We start from the raw sequence: 15,591 nt of genomic DNA on the forward strand, positions 1-15,591 counted from the left end.
CGGTCAGTGAACGGCCGAGTGGTATCGGCGCGCTCATTATTCATTTGTTTAGCGTTGTGCAGCAACAAGATTCAAAATTGCGTTTAAGTTCGGTGCACAGCTGTGTACTCTGTCGACATGGCTGAACGCGGTGCTGAGCCCCAAGTCCCATGGGGACGTCGGTGGTTCCTGCGAGCGGTGCGGCGGCTGTTCAGCCCGCTACAGCCCGACGATTACCTCGAGATGATCAACCCGCTCTGGACCACCAAGGAGCTGCGCGGGAAGGTCGAGGGCATCGAGGCGCAAGGCTCGGAAGCAGCCAGCGTTCTGATTCGCCCGGGATACGAGTGGCCCGGCCATAAGCCCGGTCAGTACGTACGCCTCGGGGTGGTGATCGACGGTGTTTACCACTGGCGCGCGTACTCGCTGACTTCGGACCCCAGGCCCCAAGACGGGCTGATCAGCGTCACGCCAAAGAGGGTCGACGGCGGAGTCGTTTCGCCGTATCTGGTGCACAAGATCCAGCCGGGGGATCTGGTCCGGCTGGGCGAGATCGAAGGCGTTTTCACGCTGCCCGAGCCCGTGCCGGCCAAGATGCTGTTCATCAGTGCCGGAAGCGGCATCACGCCGATCATCAGCATGCTGCGCGACCTCGACCATCGCGACGAACTGCGAGACGCGGTGGTCATTCATTCCGCGCGGACTCGCGAACAGGCCATGTTTTTGCCCGCCTTGGAAGAGTTGAAGGAACGTCACGAGGGAATGACGCTGGATCTGCGCCTGACCTCCGAGCAGGGGCGACTGACACCCGAGGACCTCGATGACGTGTGCCCGGACTGGCGCGAACGCGAGGCATTCTGTTCGGGCCCCGGCGAGATGCTCGATGCGCTGATCGAGCACTGGGAAGCCAATGGGGACTGCGAGCGCCTGCACTTCGAGCGGTTCCAGCCCAAGATCGGCGGCGACGCCAACGCCGGCGAGGGCGGCACCGTCTGCTTCCTCGACAGCGACAAGGAAGTCGAATGTGACGGCGGCACATCAATTCTCGAGGCCGGCGAGAAGGCCGGTCTCAATCTCGCGTTCGGCTGTCGAATCGGAATTTGTCATACCTGTGTCGGCACGCTGAAGTCGGGCAAGTTACGTGACCTGCGCTCGGGCGACGTGATCGAGCCGACGGAACAAGACGTGCGGATCTGCATCAACACCGCCGAAGGCGACGTCGAACTCGAACTGTGATCGAAAGGAGCGGCTTGTGACAACTGCCGTCAAAAGGGCCGGGGAAACACCGCTTTCCCGGCTGGGGGAACAAGAGCTGGAAAAGCTCGCGAAGGAATTCGACGCGATCCACGACGAGGTGTTCGCCGACCTTGGCGATCGCGATCGCCGGTACATCAAGAACGTCATCTCGGCACAACGACAGATAGTCGTGGTAGGCCGTGTGCTGTTGCTGGCGTCGCGCTCGAAGACCGCGTGGCTGCTGGGCACCGCCTGCCTCTCCATGGCCAAGATCTTGGAGAACATGGAAATCGGCCACAACGTGATGCACGGCCAATGGGACTGGATGAACGATCCCGACATCCACTCCTCGGTGTGGGATTGGGACACCGCGTCGACCGCCGAGTCGTGGAAGCACTCGCACAATTACATCCACCACACGTTCACGAACATCCTCGGCAAGGACAAGGATCTCGGCTACGAGATCATGCGGATCGACCCCAATCAGAAATGGGCTCCGCGCTTCCTGTTCCAGCCGATCTACAACGCGCTGCTCACCCTGTTGTTCGAATGGGGTGTGGCAGTGCACGACATGGACATCGACGCCATCCGTAAGCGCGAGAAGCCGTGGTCGGAGGTGCGCAAAGACTTGCGGGGCATCGGCGTCAAAGCGCGCGCGCAAATCTATAAGGATTACCTCGGCTGGCCGGCCATCAGCGCAGGCGCGTTCGGGCTGACCCAGCTGGCGTTGCGCGGCCGGCTCGAGCAGCCGAAGCATTCCCGTCTCGGCAAGAGGCTGCGCAGGGTATCGAAGGGCGGCCGCGTCGGCGCCGCGGCGGACTTCCTCGACAAGGTTGCGCCCGGGGTCGAGAGCACCTACCTGCGCACCATGACCGCCGATGCGGTGGCCAACGTCATCCGCAACATCTGGGCGCACGCGATCATCTTCTGCGGCCACTTCCCGGATCAGACCTACACGTTCACGCAGGAGGAGACCGAGAACGAGACGCGCGGCGGTTGGTATGTACGCCAATTGCTCGGCGCCGCGAACATCGACGGCAGTCCGCTGTTTCACATCATCAGCGGCAATCTCGGTTACCAAGTCGAGCACCACCTCTACCCGGACATGCCCAGCAGCCGGTACTCGGAGATCGCGCCGCAGGTCAAAGACATCTGCGAGCGCTACGAGCTGCCGTACAACTCGGGCCCATTCGGCAAGCAATGGTTCATGGTGCACCGCAGCATCTTTCGCCTGGCCTTCCCGGGTGGAAAGCCCCGGCCAAAGCCCGGTCCTTACCACGGCAACGTTCACCGGCCCGACCCCCAGCGTCCCAGTGAGGGCACCCGATCCCGTGACCGCGTCCCCGCCGAACACCCGGCGGCCGGCCCCGAACACGAATCCGGCGGTGTCGAGGTGCAGCCGCCGCCGCGCGGTGAGGACTGACACCCGCGGCTAGCCTTTCGCCACAAGGCGAGTCGACGGCACACGGGGGAGCGCGATGACGGGCATCGAAGGACGGGTCGTCGCTATCACGGGCGCCAGCAGCGGAATCGGTGCGGCGACCGCGCGGCTGCTCGCCGATCGCGGTGCCCGGGTGGTGCTGGGCGCTCGCCGGATCGAACGGCTCGATGCCGTCGCCCACGAGATACGCGAGCGTGGCGGGTCCGCCGCGACCTGTGCAACCGATGTCGCACGCCCTGACGACCTCGAGCGGCTCGTCGGGATGGCCGAGCAGGCGTTCGGTCGCCTCGATGTGCTGGTCGGCAATGCCGGCATCAGCAAGATCGGGCCGCTGGCAGATCGCGATGTCGATGGCTGGTCGGCGATGATCGACGTCAATCTGCGCGGAGTGCTGCACGGCCTCGCCGCTGCGCTACCCATCTTTCGGCGCCAGGGGCAAGGTCACTTCGTGACGACGGTGTCGACGGCCGGACTCAAGATCGTGCCCAACATGGCGGTGTACGCGGCCACCAAAAACGCCGTCCGGGCCCTGATGGAAGGGCTGCGCCAAGAATCTACCGACGGCGTGATCCGGACGACCGTCATATCACCGGGATTCGTCGATACCGAACTCGACAGCTCCATCGACGATGCGACAGTTCGAGAGCAAATCCGGCGCAACATGAACGACTTCGGTCTGCCGCCGGCGGCGGTCGCGCGTGCCGTCGCGTTCGCCATCGAACAGCCCCACGACGTGGAAATCGGCGACATCACCATTCGACCTACCGTCCAGGGCTAACGGCCTCACCGCGAACCTGGGGCGGCGGAATCTGAGCGATTTCGAACCATTTCGATCGCCGGGGCGTGAAGACTGTTGACGGCGCCATGGACGTGGTCGCCTACCGCGAATTAGGTCCAGATGAAGCGAGCTCTGACAACCCAGACGACCCGTGGACCCGATACCGGCGACATCGCATCGACGAACGACGGTGGCGGCTACGGTTTTCCCGCGCGGCTGTGGCGCATGCTGGATCGGCATCCCCCTCCCGGGGTCACGCGGGCCCAGCGATGGCGCAGCCCGTTGCGGGGCCCGTGGCTGACGTCGGCGTTCGCCTCGGTGCTGTTGGTGACGTTGCCGATCGTCATCCTCACCGGCTTGCTGTCCTACATCGCTTACGGGCCGCGGTTCGGCCAGGCGATCCCCGGCGATGTCGGCTGGCTCAAGCTGCCGAGCTTCGACTGGCCCACCGATCCGTCGTGGCTGTACCGGCTGACCCAGGGGCTGCACGTCGGGCTGGGGCTCGTCCTCATCCCGGTGGTGCTGGCCAAGCTGTGGTCGGTGATCCCCCGGCTCTTCGTGTTTCCGCCGGTGCGGTCGATCGCCCAACTGCTGGAACGGGTTTCGTTGCTGATGTTGGTCGGCGGCATCCTGTTCGAGATCGTGACCGGCGTGCTGAACATCCAGTACGACTACATCTTCGGGTTCAGCTTCTACACCGCGCACTACTTCGGCGCGTGGGTGTTCATCACCGGCTTCGTCATGCACGTCGCGATCAAGAGCCGGCACATGTGGGCCGGCCTGCGCTCGCTGTCGCTGCGCGACGTGCTGCGTACCGGGCGTGCGGACACCGAGCGCGAGCCATGGCAGCCCGACGGCCTGGTCGCCGCAGACCCCGCCCCGGCGACGATGAGCCGCCGCGGCGCCCTGGCGCTGGTGGGCGGCGGCGCCCTTTTCCTGGCGGTCATCACGGCCGGCCAGACGCTGGGCGGCTACGCCCGGCCCGTCGCGCTGCTACTGCCGCGGGGGCGCCGGCCCGGAGGCGGACCCAACGACTTCGAGATCAACCGCACCGCGGCCGCGGCCGGCATCTCCACCGCGGACACGGCGGAGCGCTGGCGGCTCACCCTGAGCGGCGGCCCCCGGCCGGTGGCGCTGGACCGCGCCGCCCTGCTGGCGATGCCACAGCACACCGCCGTCCTGCCGATCGCCTGCGTCGAGGGCTGGTCGACCACCCAGACGTGGACCGGTGTGCGGCTGGCCGACCTCGCCCGGCTGGCCGGTGTGCCGGCACCGGAATCCGCGCGGGTGTCGTCGCTGGAACGCTCGGGCGCATTCACCGGCGCGACGCTGCAACGCAACCAGGTGCTGCACCCCGACGCGATGCTGGCGCTGCGCGTGAACGGCACCGACCTGTCCCCCGATCACGGCTTTCCGGCGCGGATCATCGTGCCCGCGCTCCCCGGCGTGCACAACACGAAGTGGGTGGCCTCCATCGCTTTTCGAACGGCCGCATATGCCTAGCGCCTTCGCGCGGATCTACGGATCCCACCCGCTGCACCTGCTGACGATGATCGCCGGGTTCGCCCTGCTGGGCTACGTCATCGCCGTCGTCAACCCCGTCACGCTGTGGAACCCGCACGTCTGGTGGCAGTCGATCATCGTCTGGTTCGCGGCCGCCATCATCGCCCACGACCTCATGTTGTTCCCCGTCTACGCCCTCGTCGACCGGATGCTGTCACGCGGGCGCGCCCGGCCCGCGCGCGCCGATGCCGCTGTGCCGGTGCTCAATTACCTGCGGGTGCCCGCGCTGGGGGCGGCCCTGACACTGCTGGTATTCCTGCCCGGCATCATCCGGCAAGGCGCCACCACCTACCGGGCCGCGACCGGCCAGACTCAGGACCCGTTTCTCGGCCGGTGGCTGCTGTTGACGGCCGCGATGTTCGCGGTCAGCGCCGGGGTGTACGCCCTGAAGCTGGCAGCGGTGCGCCGACGGACGCGGCCGCGCTGACCCGGCTCCGGAGGCGATCTCCACCCGCCGGGCCCGGTATTCGCGGTCGGAGATGGCGCCCCGCGCTTGAAGAATCCTTGGAGTGTGCTCGTAGTTCGATGTCGTGGCCTGCGCGTCTACTGATGAGCAACTAGTGTTGTGCCTCATGCGGACCCGGAGCGCGACGGCACGTGCCGCGCTGTGCGGGTGCGTGACAGCCGTTGTCTTTACCGCCGGCCTCGCGTCGGGCGCCGCACCGGCGGCCACCGCCACGCCTTCGGTCGTGACGCCCGCGCCACCGGCCCCGGGCGGTTCCGTGCCGGTGCAACCCGTCGGGGGAGGCGGCTGCATCATCGGCCTCAACTGCGGGTGCATTCGCAACGTCACCTGCCCGTCGCCGCACCCGCGCCGGCCGAACGTCGACAACAACCAGCACGCCGCGCCCGCCCCGCCGAATCCCTAGCGCTGAAACCGCGCGCGGCTTTCCTATCATTTGGTGATGGGTGCCGGTGGGCTGGAAACCGTGGGCTCGCCGGCGTTCACCGACGAGGACTCGGCGCGCTTTCGTGCGGCCGGCTGGTGGTGCGATACGACGCTGTCGGACGCGGTGCGTCGCAACGCCGCACGGACACCGGACCATCCCGCTTATGTCGACCACCGCGGATCCGCGTTCACCTGGCATGAATTCGACCGTGCCGCAAGCGGTTTGGCCGAAGCATTGGCCGGGGCCGGCGTCGCCCGCGGTGACCGCGTGGCGGTATGGCACGGCGACTCCGCCGCCATCCACGTGCTGTTCGTGGCGATCGAACGCTGTGGAGCGGTGGTCGTCGGCATCGGCGCGCGCGCCGGCACCCGTGAGGCGACGGCGATCCTGCGCACAGCCCAGCCGAAGATCCTGATCAGTGACGCAGCCCGGGCGGGCACCGCCGCGGACGTGGCCGACGAACTGCGGGTGCCCGGCGTGGTGTTGAGCCACGACGGCGGGACGCTCCGGATCGACGTCGACGCCGAGCCCACGGCACCGGCGGCCGACTGCGAACTCGGGCCCGACGACGTGTTCCTGATCAACTCGACGTCCGGCACCACCGGGCTGCCAAAGTGTGTCGTGCACACCCAGAACCGTTGGCACTACTTCCACCAGAAGGCCGTCGCCAACGGGCTGCTGACGAGCGACGAGGTATTCCTGCCGGTCATCCCCACCCCGTTCGGGTTCGGGCTGTGGACCAGTCACACCACCCCGATCTACCTGGGCGCCGCCGCGGTGATCCTGGACCGGTTCACCACCAGAGCCACCTGCGAGGCGATAGTTCGACATAAGGTCACCGTATTATGTTGCGTCAGCACGCAATTGACCATGCTGATGGCGGACCCGGCCAGCCGCGGCCACGACCTGAGTTCGCTGCGCGTCGTGTACACCGGCGGGGAGGCGTTGCCGTACCGGCCCGCGGCCGAGTTCGAGGAACTCACCGGCGCCAAAATCCTGCAGTTCTACGGCTCCAACGAGACCGGGATGCTCAGCGCCACCACCGTCGACGACTCGCGTGAGCGCCGGCTGCGCACCGGCGGCCGTCTCATCCCCGAAATGCAGGTCCGGCTGTTCGACGGGGACCGCGACGTCACCGCGACGGGGCGCGGCCAGCCCGCGTGCCGGGGCCCGGCGACCAGCCTCGGTTACCTCGGCGGCACCGACCACGACAAGCTGTTCACCCGCGACGGGTGGATGCGAATGGGCGACATCTGTGAGATCGACGCCGACGGCTACCTGCGCGTCACCGGGCGCACGTCCGATTTCATCGTGCGCGGCGGCAAGAACATCAGCGCCAGCCAGGTCGAAGACGCCGTCATGACGCATCCCGCCATCGCGATCGCGGCGGCCGTCGCCATGCCCGACCCGGTGTTCGGCGAAAAGGTCTGCCTCTACGCCGAACTCACCGATGCCGCCACCGTCGACCTGCCCGGACTCGTCGAACACCTGCTGGCGCTGGGTGTTTCCAAGGAGCTGCTGCCCGAGCGGCTCATCGTGGTCGACGAGTTGCCCCGCTCATCCGGCGGAAAGATAGCCAAAGGCCGGCTGCGCGAGGATATTGGAGCCAGAATGGAGGCCGGTCATGAACGCTCCTGATGCTCGCCGCGGCGGGTTGGAAGTCTGGGCGCCGTCGGTGGTTCCCCCCATCGGCGTCGACCTGTCGAATCAGCAGGCGCTGGCCATCGCGTTCCGCCACCTGGCCGGCATCGGGTTCGCCGAGAACATGGCCGGACACATCACGTGGCAGCTCGACGGCCAGACCGACATGTTCGTCAACCCGTGGGGGCTGTGGTGGCAGGAGATCACGGCGTCCGACATCTGCGTGGTCGACGGTGACGCGCGCGTGGTCAGCGGGCGCTGGGACGTCACCCCGGCCATCCACATCCACACCGAACTGCACCGGGTGCGCGACGACGCCCGAGTGGTGATCCACAACCACCCGTACCACGTCTGCGTGCTCGCCGCGTTGGGCAGGCTGCCCGAGTTGGTGCACCAGACCGGTTCGCTGTTCCTCGATGACCTGTGCCTGGTCGACACCTACGACGGCGAGGTCGACAGCCCCGCGCGCGCCGCGGAACTCGCCGCGCGGATCGGCGGCGCCAACTTGACGATCCTGGCCAACCACGGCGTCATCGCGACCGGCCGCAACCTGCCCGAAGCCGTCTACCGTGCGGCATCCATCGAACGCGTCTGCAAGCTGGCCTACGACGTCCTGCTCACCGGCCGCGATCCGGTTCCCATGAACTGGTCGGATATGGCCGGCATGCAACGGTCGCTGATCGAGCGGGCGGCCGACGTCTACTGGGCCGGGGCGGCGCGCATGACCATCAAAGCCGACGCCGATGTGCTCACCTGAACGAGTGCCGGCCTGCCGATCAATCCTGCCGATCAATGACGCCGCCCCGCAAGGAGATTGACGAGTGAAATCGATCGACGAGCTGGCCACCGACCTGAACTTCACCACGGCCAAGACCGGCACGGAGCGCTCGGTCACCTTCCTGCCCGACCCGCCCCGGGCCGCGCGCCGCTACACGGTGATCTCGGTGGACGATCACATCGTCGAACCCCCGGACACCTTCACCGGCCGCCTGCCCCGCAAGTACGCCGACCGGGCGCCGAAAGTCGTCGACACCGACGGCGGGGGGCAGACCTGGGTCTACGACGGCAAGGAACTGCCCAACGTCGGCTTCAACGCGGTGGTCGGCCGGCCGGTGGCGGAGTACGGTTTCGAGCCCGTCCGATTCGACGAAATGCGCAGGGGTGCATGGGATATCCACGCGCGTGTCAAGGACATGGACCTCAACGGCATCTACGCCTCGCTGAACTTCCCGTCGTTCCTCCCAGGCTTCGCCGGGCAACGGCTGCAGCAGGTGACCAGCGACCGCGACCTGGCACTGGCCTCGGTGCGGGCTTGGAACGACTGGCATTTCGACGTCTGGGCGGGGTCGTATCCCGACCGGATCATTCCCTGCCAGTTGCCGTGGCTGCTCGAGCCCGAACTCGGCGCGACGATGATCCGCGAGAACGCCGAGCGCGGCTTTCACGCGGTCACGTTCAGCGAGAACCCGGCAATGCTGGGGCTGCCCAGCATCCACACCGAGCACTGGGATCCGCTGATGGCGGCCTGCGCCGAGACCGGCACCGTGGTGAACCTGCACATCGGATCGTCGGGGTCGTCGCCGTCCACCACCGCGGATGCGCCACCGGACGTGCAGGGTGTGCTGTTCTTCGCTTACGCCATTTCCGCCGCGGTCGACTGGCTGTACTCCGGGTTGCCCAGCCGATTCCCCGACCTCAAGATCTGCCTGTCCGAAGGCGGAATCGGTTGGGTGGCCGGCCTGCTCGATCGCCTCGACCACATGCTGAGTTATCACGCGATGTACGGCACCTGGCAGGCGCTCGGTGAGCCCTTGACCCCGGCGGAGGTGCTGACGCGCAACTTCTGGTTCTGCGCGGTCGAGGACAAGTCCTCATTCGTACAGCGTGACCGGATCGGCGTAGACAACATCATGCTGGAAGCCGACTACCCGCACTGCGACTCGACGTGGCCGCACACCCAACAAACGATTCACGAGCAGATCGGCGAGCTACCGCCCGACGTCATCCGAAAGTTCAGCTGGGAGAACGCGTCTCGGCTATACCGGCACCCGGTTCCGGTCGCGGTGCAAGAGGACCCCGAGGCGTTCTGACCGGGCGCGCGCCGCCCGCGCATAATGCGCAAAAGTGCGAAAATCGCTCGTTGCGTGGCTATCGCGCACAAGCGAGTCATGGCTCGTGCCGGTCCGTAACTTCGATCGCAACGAGGTGCCGGAACCCCCCTCGGCATCGCCAAAGGTCAGGAGTTCGCCGTGTTCATTGAGCCAGAACTGATTACGGGATCGAACGCGTACCGCTCGACCAACGTGACGCCGCCACAACGGCTGCAGGCCAAGCGCGACGGCTATGTCGAGCGGACGGTCACCACGAGTGACGGTGTGCGGCTTGCGGTCCGCGACTACGGCTCGGCCGCCGCCCGCGAGCACACCATCGTTCTGCTGCACGGCCTCTGCCTGACCCAGTCGAGTTGGGCGCTGCAGATTCGGCATCTGCTGCGCCGGTGGGGCAGCAGCGTGCGGATCATCACCTACGACCACCGCGGCCACGGCGAATCGACCGGCGCCGACATGCGCACCTACCGCATCGACCGGCTGGCCGATGACCTCGCCGAGGTTCTCACCGCATTGCGCGTCACCGGGCCGCTCACATTGGCCGGTCACTCCATGGGCGGCATGACCGCGCTGGCCTACCTCGGCCGTCCCGCCGCCGATCGTCCGGTCGAGCCGCAGGGCCTGGTTCTGGTCGCCACCGCGGCGGGCCGGCTCGCCGAGCGGGGCCTCGGCCGGCTGCTGAACACGCGCGCCACCGAGATGCTCTTCGAACTCGTCCACCACGTTCCCCACCGTGCGATGGACCGGGCGATCAACGGGCTGGTGCGCCCCCTGTGCGGCGGCCTGGCCAAATATTCCGGTGCCGATTGGCGGGGCGCGGCCGCACTGACGGTGTCGGCCATCCGCACCACGCCGTTAACCACCGCGGCCGGTTTTCTGCCCAGCCTGAAGCGCTACGACGAATACCATGCGCTCGCCAGCATCGGCGCCAACACCGTCATCGTCAGCGGCGGCGCCGACCGGACCACCCCCGCTGCGCACGCGCGCGACATGGCCGCGGCCATCCCGGGCGCCACCCACCTGCACCAGCCCGACGCCGGGCACATGCTGCTCGAAGAGCGACCGCGGTGTGTCAGCGACGCGATCGACAGCGTGCTGGGCCTGCGCACTCTGTCCGCGCGGGGCGCGGTGAGCTGACCCGAAGCGCCCGCGCCGAACGCGGTTCCCCGAACCTGCCAATCGGTGTAAGTTACGTTTAGTACGTACTGAACGAACTGGAGGCGCATGTCCCCGGAAGAGGCCGAGTTCGTCGACCGCCTCGGGCTGTTCTTCGAGCTCCTCGGCGCAACCCGCACAATGGGCCGGGTCTATGGCTGGCTGCTGATCTGTGATCCGCCGCAGCAGTCGTTGACCCAGCTGACCGAGGCGTTATCGGTGAGCAAGGCCTCGATCAGCACCGTCGCCCGCCAGCTGCTGGACGGCGGCATGGCCGAGCGGCTACCCAGCTCGAACCGTCAGCACCTCTACCGCGTGCGGCCGGGCGGGTTCACCAGCGTCCTGGAAACCCAGCTGTCACTGATGCGGCTGGGCATCGAACCCGCCGACTTCGCGCTGTCGGTGCTGGGTGAGGACCGCGCCGAACAACGCCAGCGCGTCGAGGACTTCCGCGACTTCTGTGAGTTCTGCACTCAGGCCTACGGCGATCAGCTCATGAAAATGTGGGCCGAATACCGGAAAAGGAAAAAGCCATGACCGCGACGGACATAGTCGACTTCAGCTCCGTCCCTTGGGGTTCGGTGGAGTGGACCAACCTCGTCACGCTGTATCTGCGCGCGCATGAGAGCCGCACGGAGCGGCCGATTCTGGGGGACCGTGCGGCCGCGGAAGCGGTGGACCGGATCGCGTATGACTTCAAGAGAATTCACCGGATGTCGTGGCCGGCGGCCAACCAATACCTGGTCGCGCTACGGGCCAGGCAGCTCGACGACTGGTGCGCCGATTACCTTGCGTGGCACCCGGATGCCGTTGTGCTGCACCTCGGTTGCGGCCTCGACGGCCGCTTCTTCCGGATCGCTCCACCGCCGTCGGTCGTGTGGTTCGACGTCGATCAGCCGAGTGTGATCGGGCTCCGCCGCCGGCTCTACGGCGACACCGACCGCTACCGGATGATCGGCTCGTCGGTCACCGAACTGCAGTGGCTCGATCAGGTCCCGACCGGACGCCCGACGCTGATCATCGCCGAGGGCCTGCTGATGTACCTGTACGAGGACGAAGTGCGGCGACTGCTGCAGCGCCTGACCGACCGATTCACCGGCGGCGAAATGCATTTCGACACGCTCTCCGCGCTGGCGCCGCTGATGTCCAAGCTCTTCACCCGGGGAATCATCAAATGGGGCATCCGGGACGTGCGCGAGATCGCCACGTGGAATCCCCGGCTGCGGTTTCTCGAGCAGGCGCCCGTGCTGGCCGACTACAACCGGATCCCGACGGCCGCGGTGCGGTTGATCTACCGGTTGACGTGGATGACGGCCGGTCGTCACTACGACGTGCTGAACCGCTTCGAATACTGACTGATCAGAGATCGGATGCCAGCCGGCGCAGAATGTCGACGGCGGATTCCGCGGTCGCGTGCCGGTATCCGGTGCCCGCCCAGAGGTGAACGAAGTCCGGCCTGCCGGCCGCCGCGGCGGCCTTGCGCAGCGGGCTGGTCAGATAGTGGATCGCGGGATAGCCCGCCGGCGCCTCGGCTTCGTGGGCATCGATGAACGCGTTGCGCAGGCCGCGGGCCGGCCGGCCGGTGAAGGCGCGGGTCAGCACCGTCTCGGTGTAGGCGGGATCGACCAGGGCCGCCTGATGAGTGGCCGAGGCGCCGCTCTCGGTGGCGCGCAGCAGCACGGTGCCCACGGCGGCTGCGGTCGCGCCCGCGCGGATCACCTCGGCCACCGCGGCCGGGGTGGCCAGCCCGCCGGTGGCCATCACCGGCAGCGGCACCTTGGCGACGACTTCCTTGACCAGGTCGACGATCGGGACCGGCGTCAACGGTCGCTGCGGCGAGAGGGTGCCGGAGTGGCCGCCGGCGTCGGCCGCCTGCACGGCGAGCATGTCGACGCCCGCGTCATGCGCCCGCGCCGCCTCGTCGGCCGTGGTGACCGTCTGCACCACAACGCTGTTGGCGCGTTGCAACGCGGCAATCACTTCGCGTGGCGGAATGCCGAAAGTGAACGACACCATCGGAACCGGGTCGTCGAGCAACAGCCCGATTTTCTCGTCGAACCTGTCGTCGTCCTCGATGGGCTCGGGTGGCAGCGTCAGCCCGAACTGGTCGGCCTCGGCCTGGACGATCGCGGCGTAAGCGTGGTAGCGCTGCGGGTCGACCGGCACCGGGTTGGGTGCGAAGACGTTGACCCCGAATGGGATCGCCTCGACGCGAACGGCTTTGATCTCGGCCTCGATAGCCTCGACGGTCTTGTATCCGGCCGCGAGCAGGCCCAGCGCGCCAGCGCGGGTGGCGGCCGACACCATGGCCGGGGTGGTCGGCCCGCCCGACATCGGCGCCGCCACCAGCGGAACGGACATTCCAAACTGCGCCAACATGTCCAGGCCCTTTCTCTGTGCCGCCGCGGTAAATGTCGTCTGCCTCGACCATATCGGCGCCCGGCCGGTGTGGCAGCGTTCCGCGGCGTCGGCCGACCTGGCAGGATGCGTGAGCGTGACGCGGCCCAACTTCCTTGTGATCGTTGCAGACGACCTCGGGTTCTCCGACATCGGCGCGTTCGGCGGCGAGATCGAGACGCCCAACCTCGACCGGCTGGCCCACGCGGGGGTCCGGTTCACCGATTTCCACTCCGCACCGGCCTGCTCACCGACCCGGGCGATGTTGCTGACCGGGACCGACCACCACATCGCCGGCATCGGCACCATGCTCGAGGTCGCGTCCCCCGACTTCCGCGGCGCGCCCGGGTACGAAGGCTATCTGAACGACCGCGTGGTCGCGCTGCCCGAACTGTTGCGCGACGCCGGGTATCTGACGCTGATGTCGGGCAAGTGGCACCTGGGCGCCACCATCGAGACCTCACCGTGGGCGCGCGGTTTCGAGCGCTCGTTCGCCCTGCTCCCGGCCGGCGCCAGTCATTACGGCGGATCGGGGGCACGCGGATTCTCGCCCGTGCCAACGCGTTACACCGAAGACGACCAGTTCGTCAGCGTCGGTGACGACTTCTATTCGTCGGACTCCTATACCGACACATTGCTGCGGTATCTGGACGAGCGCGCCCCCGACGACGACCGGCCCTTCTTCGCCTATCTGCCCTTCCAGGCGCCACACTGGCCCCTGCAGGCGCCCGACGAATCCGTCGCGAAATATCGGGGCCGCTACGACGCCGGGCCGGACGCGCTGCGCGAGGAGCGCCTGGCCGCGCTCAAGCGGCTCGGCCTGTGCCCACCCGACGTGGTCGCACACCCGGTGGTGGCCGACGGCGCACCGGAGTGGGCCGACATGACCGACGAGCAGCGCGCGCGCTCGGCCCGCAGCATGGAGGTCTACGCCGGGATGGTCGACCGGATGGACTACAACGTCGGCCGGGTCATCGACTACCTCTCGGCCAGTGGCGAACTCGACAACACCGTCGTCGTCTTCATGTCCGACAACGGCGCCGAGGGCGCGATCGTGGAGGCGATGCCGCTGCGCGGCCCGCAGATCGCCGCGCAGATCGAAAAGCACTGCGACAACAGCCTGGACAACCTGGGGCGGCCGACGTCGTTCATCTGGTACGGCCCCCGCTGGGCGCAGGCCGCCACCGCGCCGTCGCGGCTGCACAAGGCGTTCACCACCCAGGGCGGAATCCGCGTGACCGGTTTCGTCACCTGGCCCGGCTTCGCCCGGCAACAACAGATCGGTACCGCGTTCAGCACCGTCATGGACATCGCGCCGACCGTGCTGGAGCTGGCCGGGGCCACGCACCCGGGCACGTCGTATCGCGGCCGCGAGGTGGCCCCCATGCGCGGGCGCTCACTGGTGGAATACCTGACGGGCACCGCGGAGACCGTGCACGATGCGGGCACCGGCACGGGCTGGGAGCTGTTCGGCCGCCGCGCCATCCGGCAGGGCGACTGGAAGGCGCTCTACCTCCCGCCGCCGTACGGGCCGGGCCGCTGGCAACTCTACAATCTGTCTTCCGACCTCGGCGAGATCGACGACCTGGCCGAGGCGCGACCCGACAAGCTGGCCGAGCTGCTGGCGCTGTGGGATCGCTACGTCGAGGAAACCGGTGTGATCCTGGATCCCATCTCGGTGTACGACGTTCAGCTCTGAACGCTCTGAGCAGCGCGTTCACGCTAGATCACGCGTTGGGTCGAAGGGCCTCGAATAGCTCGACCGAACCACTGTGCCGTGCAACCAAGACTTCGAGTCCCGCATCCCTGAGCCAGCGCTGCACGTCACCGGCCTGGGGCGTGATCCCAAAAAAGCCCGCCGCCTGCAACGCCGCCACACAACGATCCTGACGCCAGCCGCGACCACGTACACACGTGCTCCCGCGAAGAATCCCACCTGGCTTGAGCACGCGGGCAAGCTCGAAAACCGCCGCTCGCGGGTCGGGAAGACAATGCAGGCCGTTGAACGTCAATGCCAGGTCAAAAGTGTTGTCCTGGAAGGGTAAATCTGTGACGTCAGCCTCGGTGAACTCCATCAGGTCGGCCACACCCAATTGAGTTGCCCGGCTGCGCGCCCGCCTCAGCATGTCCGAGGAGATGTCAGCGGCCACATAGCGGCAATCCTGTCCAGAGCGCAAGCCACGAAAGGCAAAGCCGCCACCGCACGGAATGTCAAGTACCTGGGCGCCGGCGCGAGCTTCACCGACCCGCTGAACCTCATCTAAAAGGTCATGTAACGTCAATCCCCACAACGCCTTTGCGCCCACCGCAGCGACGCTGTCGTGCGTTGCGGCCGTGTTGTACAACGCCGATGCCACCCGAGCGGCGCGCCAGCGGTCCGTTACCTGCCCCATCCGCCGACTC

Annotated in this window: 15 protein-coding genes; 13 read left to right on the forward strand and 2 right to left on the reverse strand. The window is 67.4% G+C overall.

The genetic code is table 11. The features are described 5' to 3' along the window. Positions 1–117: 117 nt before the first annotated feature. From A5708_RS06805 to A5708_RS06860, 12 genes are all read left to right on the forward strand, one after another. On the forward strand, positions 118–1,215 hold the full coding sequence (locus tag A5708_RS06805) for a ferredoxin reductase (RefSeq protein ID WP_065027888.1): 1,098 nt from the start codon (positions 118–120) through the stop codon (positions 1,213–1,215). Positions 1,216–1,231: 16 nt separating this feature from the next. Further along, positions 1,232–2,638 carry a fatty acid desaturase family protein gene (locus tag A5708_RS06810; protein ID WP_065027889.1) on the forward strand — a complete coding sequence of 469 codons (1,407 nt, stop codon included), beginning with the start codon at positions 1,232–1,234 and terminating at the stop codon, positions 2,636–2,638. 55 nt (positions 2,639–2,693) lie between these two features. Further along, complete coding sequence (locus A5708_RS06815; RefSeq protein WP_065027890.1) at positions 2,694–3,434, forward strand: SDR family oxidoreductase; 741 nt, start codon at positions 2,694–2,696, stop codon at positions 3,432–3,434. A gap of 225 nt (positions 3,435–3,659) precedes the next feature. After that, complete coding sequence (locus A5708_RS06820) at positions 3,660–4,937, forward strand: molybdopterin-dependent oxidoreductase (RefSeq protein ID WP_065027932.1); 1,278 nt, start codon at positions 3,660–3,662, stop codon at positions 4,935–4,937. Further along, entirely contained in the window at positions 4,930–5,424 is a 495-nt protein-coding gene (locus A5708_RS06825) for a hypothetical protein (RefSeq protein ID WP_065027891.1), read from the forward strand. Before A5708_RS06820 ends, A5708_RS06825 begins: the two co-directional genes overlap by 8 nt. Positions 5,425–5,569: 145 nt before the next feature. Further along, entirely contained in the window at positions 5,570–5,866 is a 297-nt protein-coding gene (locus A5708_RS06830) for a hypothetical protein (RefSeq protein WP_155765919.1), read from the forward strand. A 36-nt stretch (positions 5,867–5,902) separates the two neighbouring features. Further along, positions 5,903–7,525 carry a class I adenylate-forming enzyme family protein gene (locus A5708_RS06835; protein ID WP_065027893.1) on the forward strand — a complete coding sequence of 541 codons (1,623 nt, stop codon included), beginning with the start codon at positions 5,903–5,905 and terminating at the stop codon, positions 7,523–7,525. Next, positions 7,512–8,285 (forward strand): class II aldolase/adducin family protein, encoded by a 774-nt coding sequence (locus tag A5708_RS06840; RefSeq protein ID WP_065027894.1) that lies wholly within the window; start codon positions 7,512–7,514, stop codon positions 8,283–8,285. The genes A5708_RS06835 and A5708_RS06840 overlap by 14 nt, the downstream gene beginning before the upstream one ends. Before the next feature lie 64 nt (positions 8,286–8,349). Then, complete coding sequence (locus tag A5708_RS06845; RefSeq protein WP_065027895.1) at positions 8,350–9,618, forward strand: amidohydrolase family protein; 1,269 nt, start codon at positions 8,350–8,352, stop codon at positions 9,616–9,618. A gap of 159 nt (positions 9,619–9,777) precedes the next feature. Then, a complete protein-coding gene (locus A5708_RS06850; protein WP_065027896.1) occupies positions 9,778–10,773 on the forward strand; it encodes an alpha/beta fold hydrolase in 996 nt (331 codons plus the stop codon). Positions 10,774–10,860: 87 nt separating this feature from the next. Further along, positions 10,861–11,328, forward strand: coding sequence for a GbsR/MarR family transcriptional regulator (locus A5708_RS06855; RefSeq protein ID WP_065027897.1), 468 nt, complete (start codon positions 10,861–10,863; stop codon positions 11,326–11,328). Beyond that, positions 11,325–12,146, forward strand: a complete 822-nt coding sequence (locus A5708_RS06860) for a class I SAM-dependent methyltransferase (protein ID WP_065027898.1) — start codon at positions 11,325–11,327, stop codon at positions 12,144–12,146. Before A5708_RS06855 ends, A5708_RS06860 begins: the two co-directional genes overlap by 4 nt. A gap of 4 nt (positions 12,147–12,150) precedes the next feature. Here A5708_RS06860 and A5708_RS06865 read toward each other — a convergent pair whose 3' ends face one another. Beyond that, positions 12,151–13,170, reverse strand: a complete 1,020-nt coding sequence (locus tag A5708_RS06865) for a nitronate monooxygenase (protein ID WP_065027899.1) — start codon at positions 13,168–13,170, stop codon at positions 12,151–12,153. Positions 13,171–13,285: 115 nt separating this feature from the next. On the opposite strand from A5708_RS06865, the gene A5708_RS06870 reads away from it, so the two are divergent. Beyond that, positions 13,286–14,887 carry an arylsulfatase gene (locus tag A5708_RS06870; RefSeq protein ID WP_065027933.1) on the forward strand — a complete coding sequence of 534 codons (1,602 nt, stop codon included), beginning with the start codon at positions 13,286–13,288 and terminating at the stop codon, positions 14,885–14,887. Positions 14,888–14,915: 28 nt separating this feature from the next. On the opposite strand, the gene A5708_RS06875 is transcribed toward A5708_RS06870, so the two are convergent. Continuing rightward, positions 14,916–15,581 (reverse strand): class I SAM-dependent methyltransferase, encoded by a 666-nt coding sequence (locus tag A5708_RS06875; RefSeq protein WP_065027900.1) that lies wholly within the window; start codon positions 15,579–15,581, stop codon positions 14,916–14,918. Positions 15,582–15,591 lie beyond the last annotated feature (10 nt).

Source organism: Mycobacterium colombiense, from assembly GCF_001672755.1.
In the GTDB taxonomy this organism is placed as follows: Bacteria; Actinomycetota; Actinomycetes; order Mycobacteriales; family Mycobacteriaceae; genus Mycobacterium; species Mycobacterium colombiense_C.

Bases quoted from the DNA above. Each gene is read 5' to 3' on its own strand.
- A5708_RS06805 (WP_065027888.1), top strand. From the start codon at position 118: ATGGCTGAACGCGGTGCTGAGCCCCAAGTCCCATGGGGACGTCGGTGG.
- A5708_RS06815 (WP_065027890.1), top strand. From the start codon at position 2,694: ATGACGGGCATCGAAGGACGGGTCGTCGCTATCACGGGCGCCAGCAGC.
- A5708_RS06820 (WP_065027932.1), top strand. From the start codon at position 3,660: ATGCTGGATCGGCATCCCCCTCCCGGGGTCACGCGGGCCCAGCGATGG.
- A5708_RS06825 (WP_065027891.1), top strand. From the start codon at position 4,930: ATGCCTAGCGCCTTCGCGCGGATCTACGGATCCCACCCGCTGCACCTG.
- A5708_RS06830 (WP_155765919.1), top strand. From the start codon at position 5,570: ATGCGGACCCGGAGCGCGACGGCACGTGCCGCGCTGTGCGGGTGCGTG.
- A5708_RS06835 (WP_065027893.1), top strand. From the start codon at position 5,903: ATGGGTGCCGGTGGGCTGGAAACCGTGGGCTCGCCGGCGTTCACCGAC.
- A5708_RS06840 (WP_065027894.1), top strand. From the start codon at position 7,512: ATGAACGCTCCTGATGCTCGCCGCGGCGGGTTGGAAGTCTGGGCGCCG.
- A5708_RS06855 (WP_065027897.1), top strand. From the start codon at position 10,861: ATGTCCCCGGAAGAGGCCGAGTTCGTCGACCGCCTCGGGCTGTTCTTC.
- A5708_RS06860 (WP_065027898.1), top strand. From the start codon at position 11,325: ATGACCGCGACGGACATAGTCGACTTCAGCTCCGTCCCTTGGGGTTCG.
- A5708_RS06865 (WP_065027899.1), bottom strand. From the start codon at position 13,170: ATGTTGGCGCAGTTTGGAATGTCCGTTCCGCTGGTGGCGGCGCCGATG.
- A5708_RS06875 (WP_065027900.1), bottom strand. From the start codon at position 15,581: ATGGGGCAGGTAACGGACCGCTGGCGCGCCGCTCGGGTGGCATCGGCG.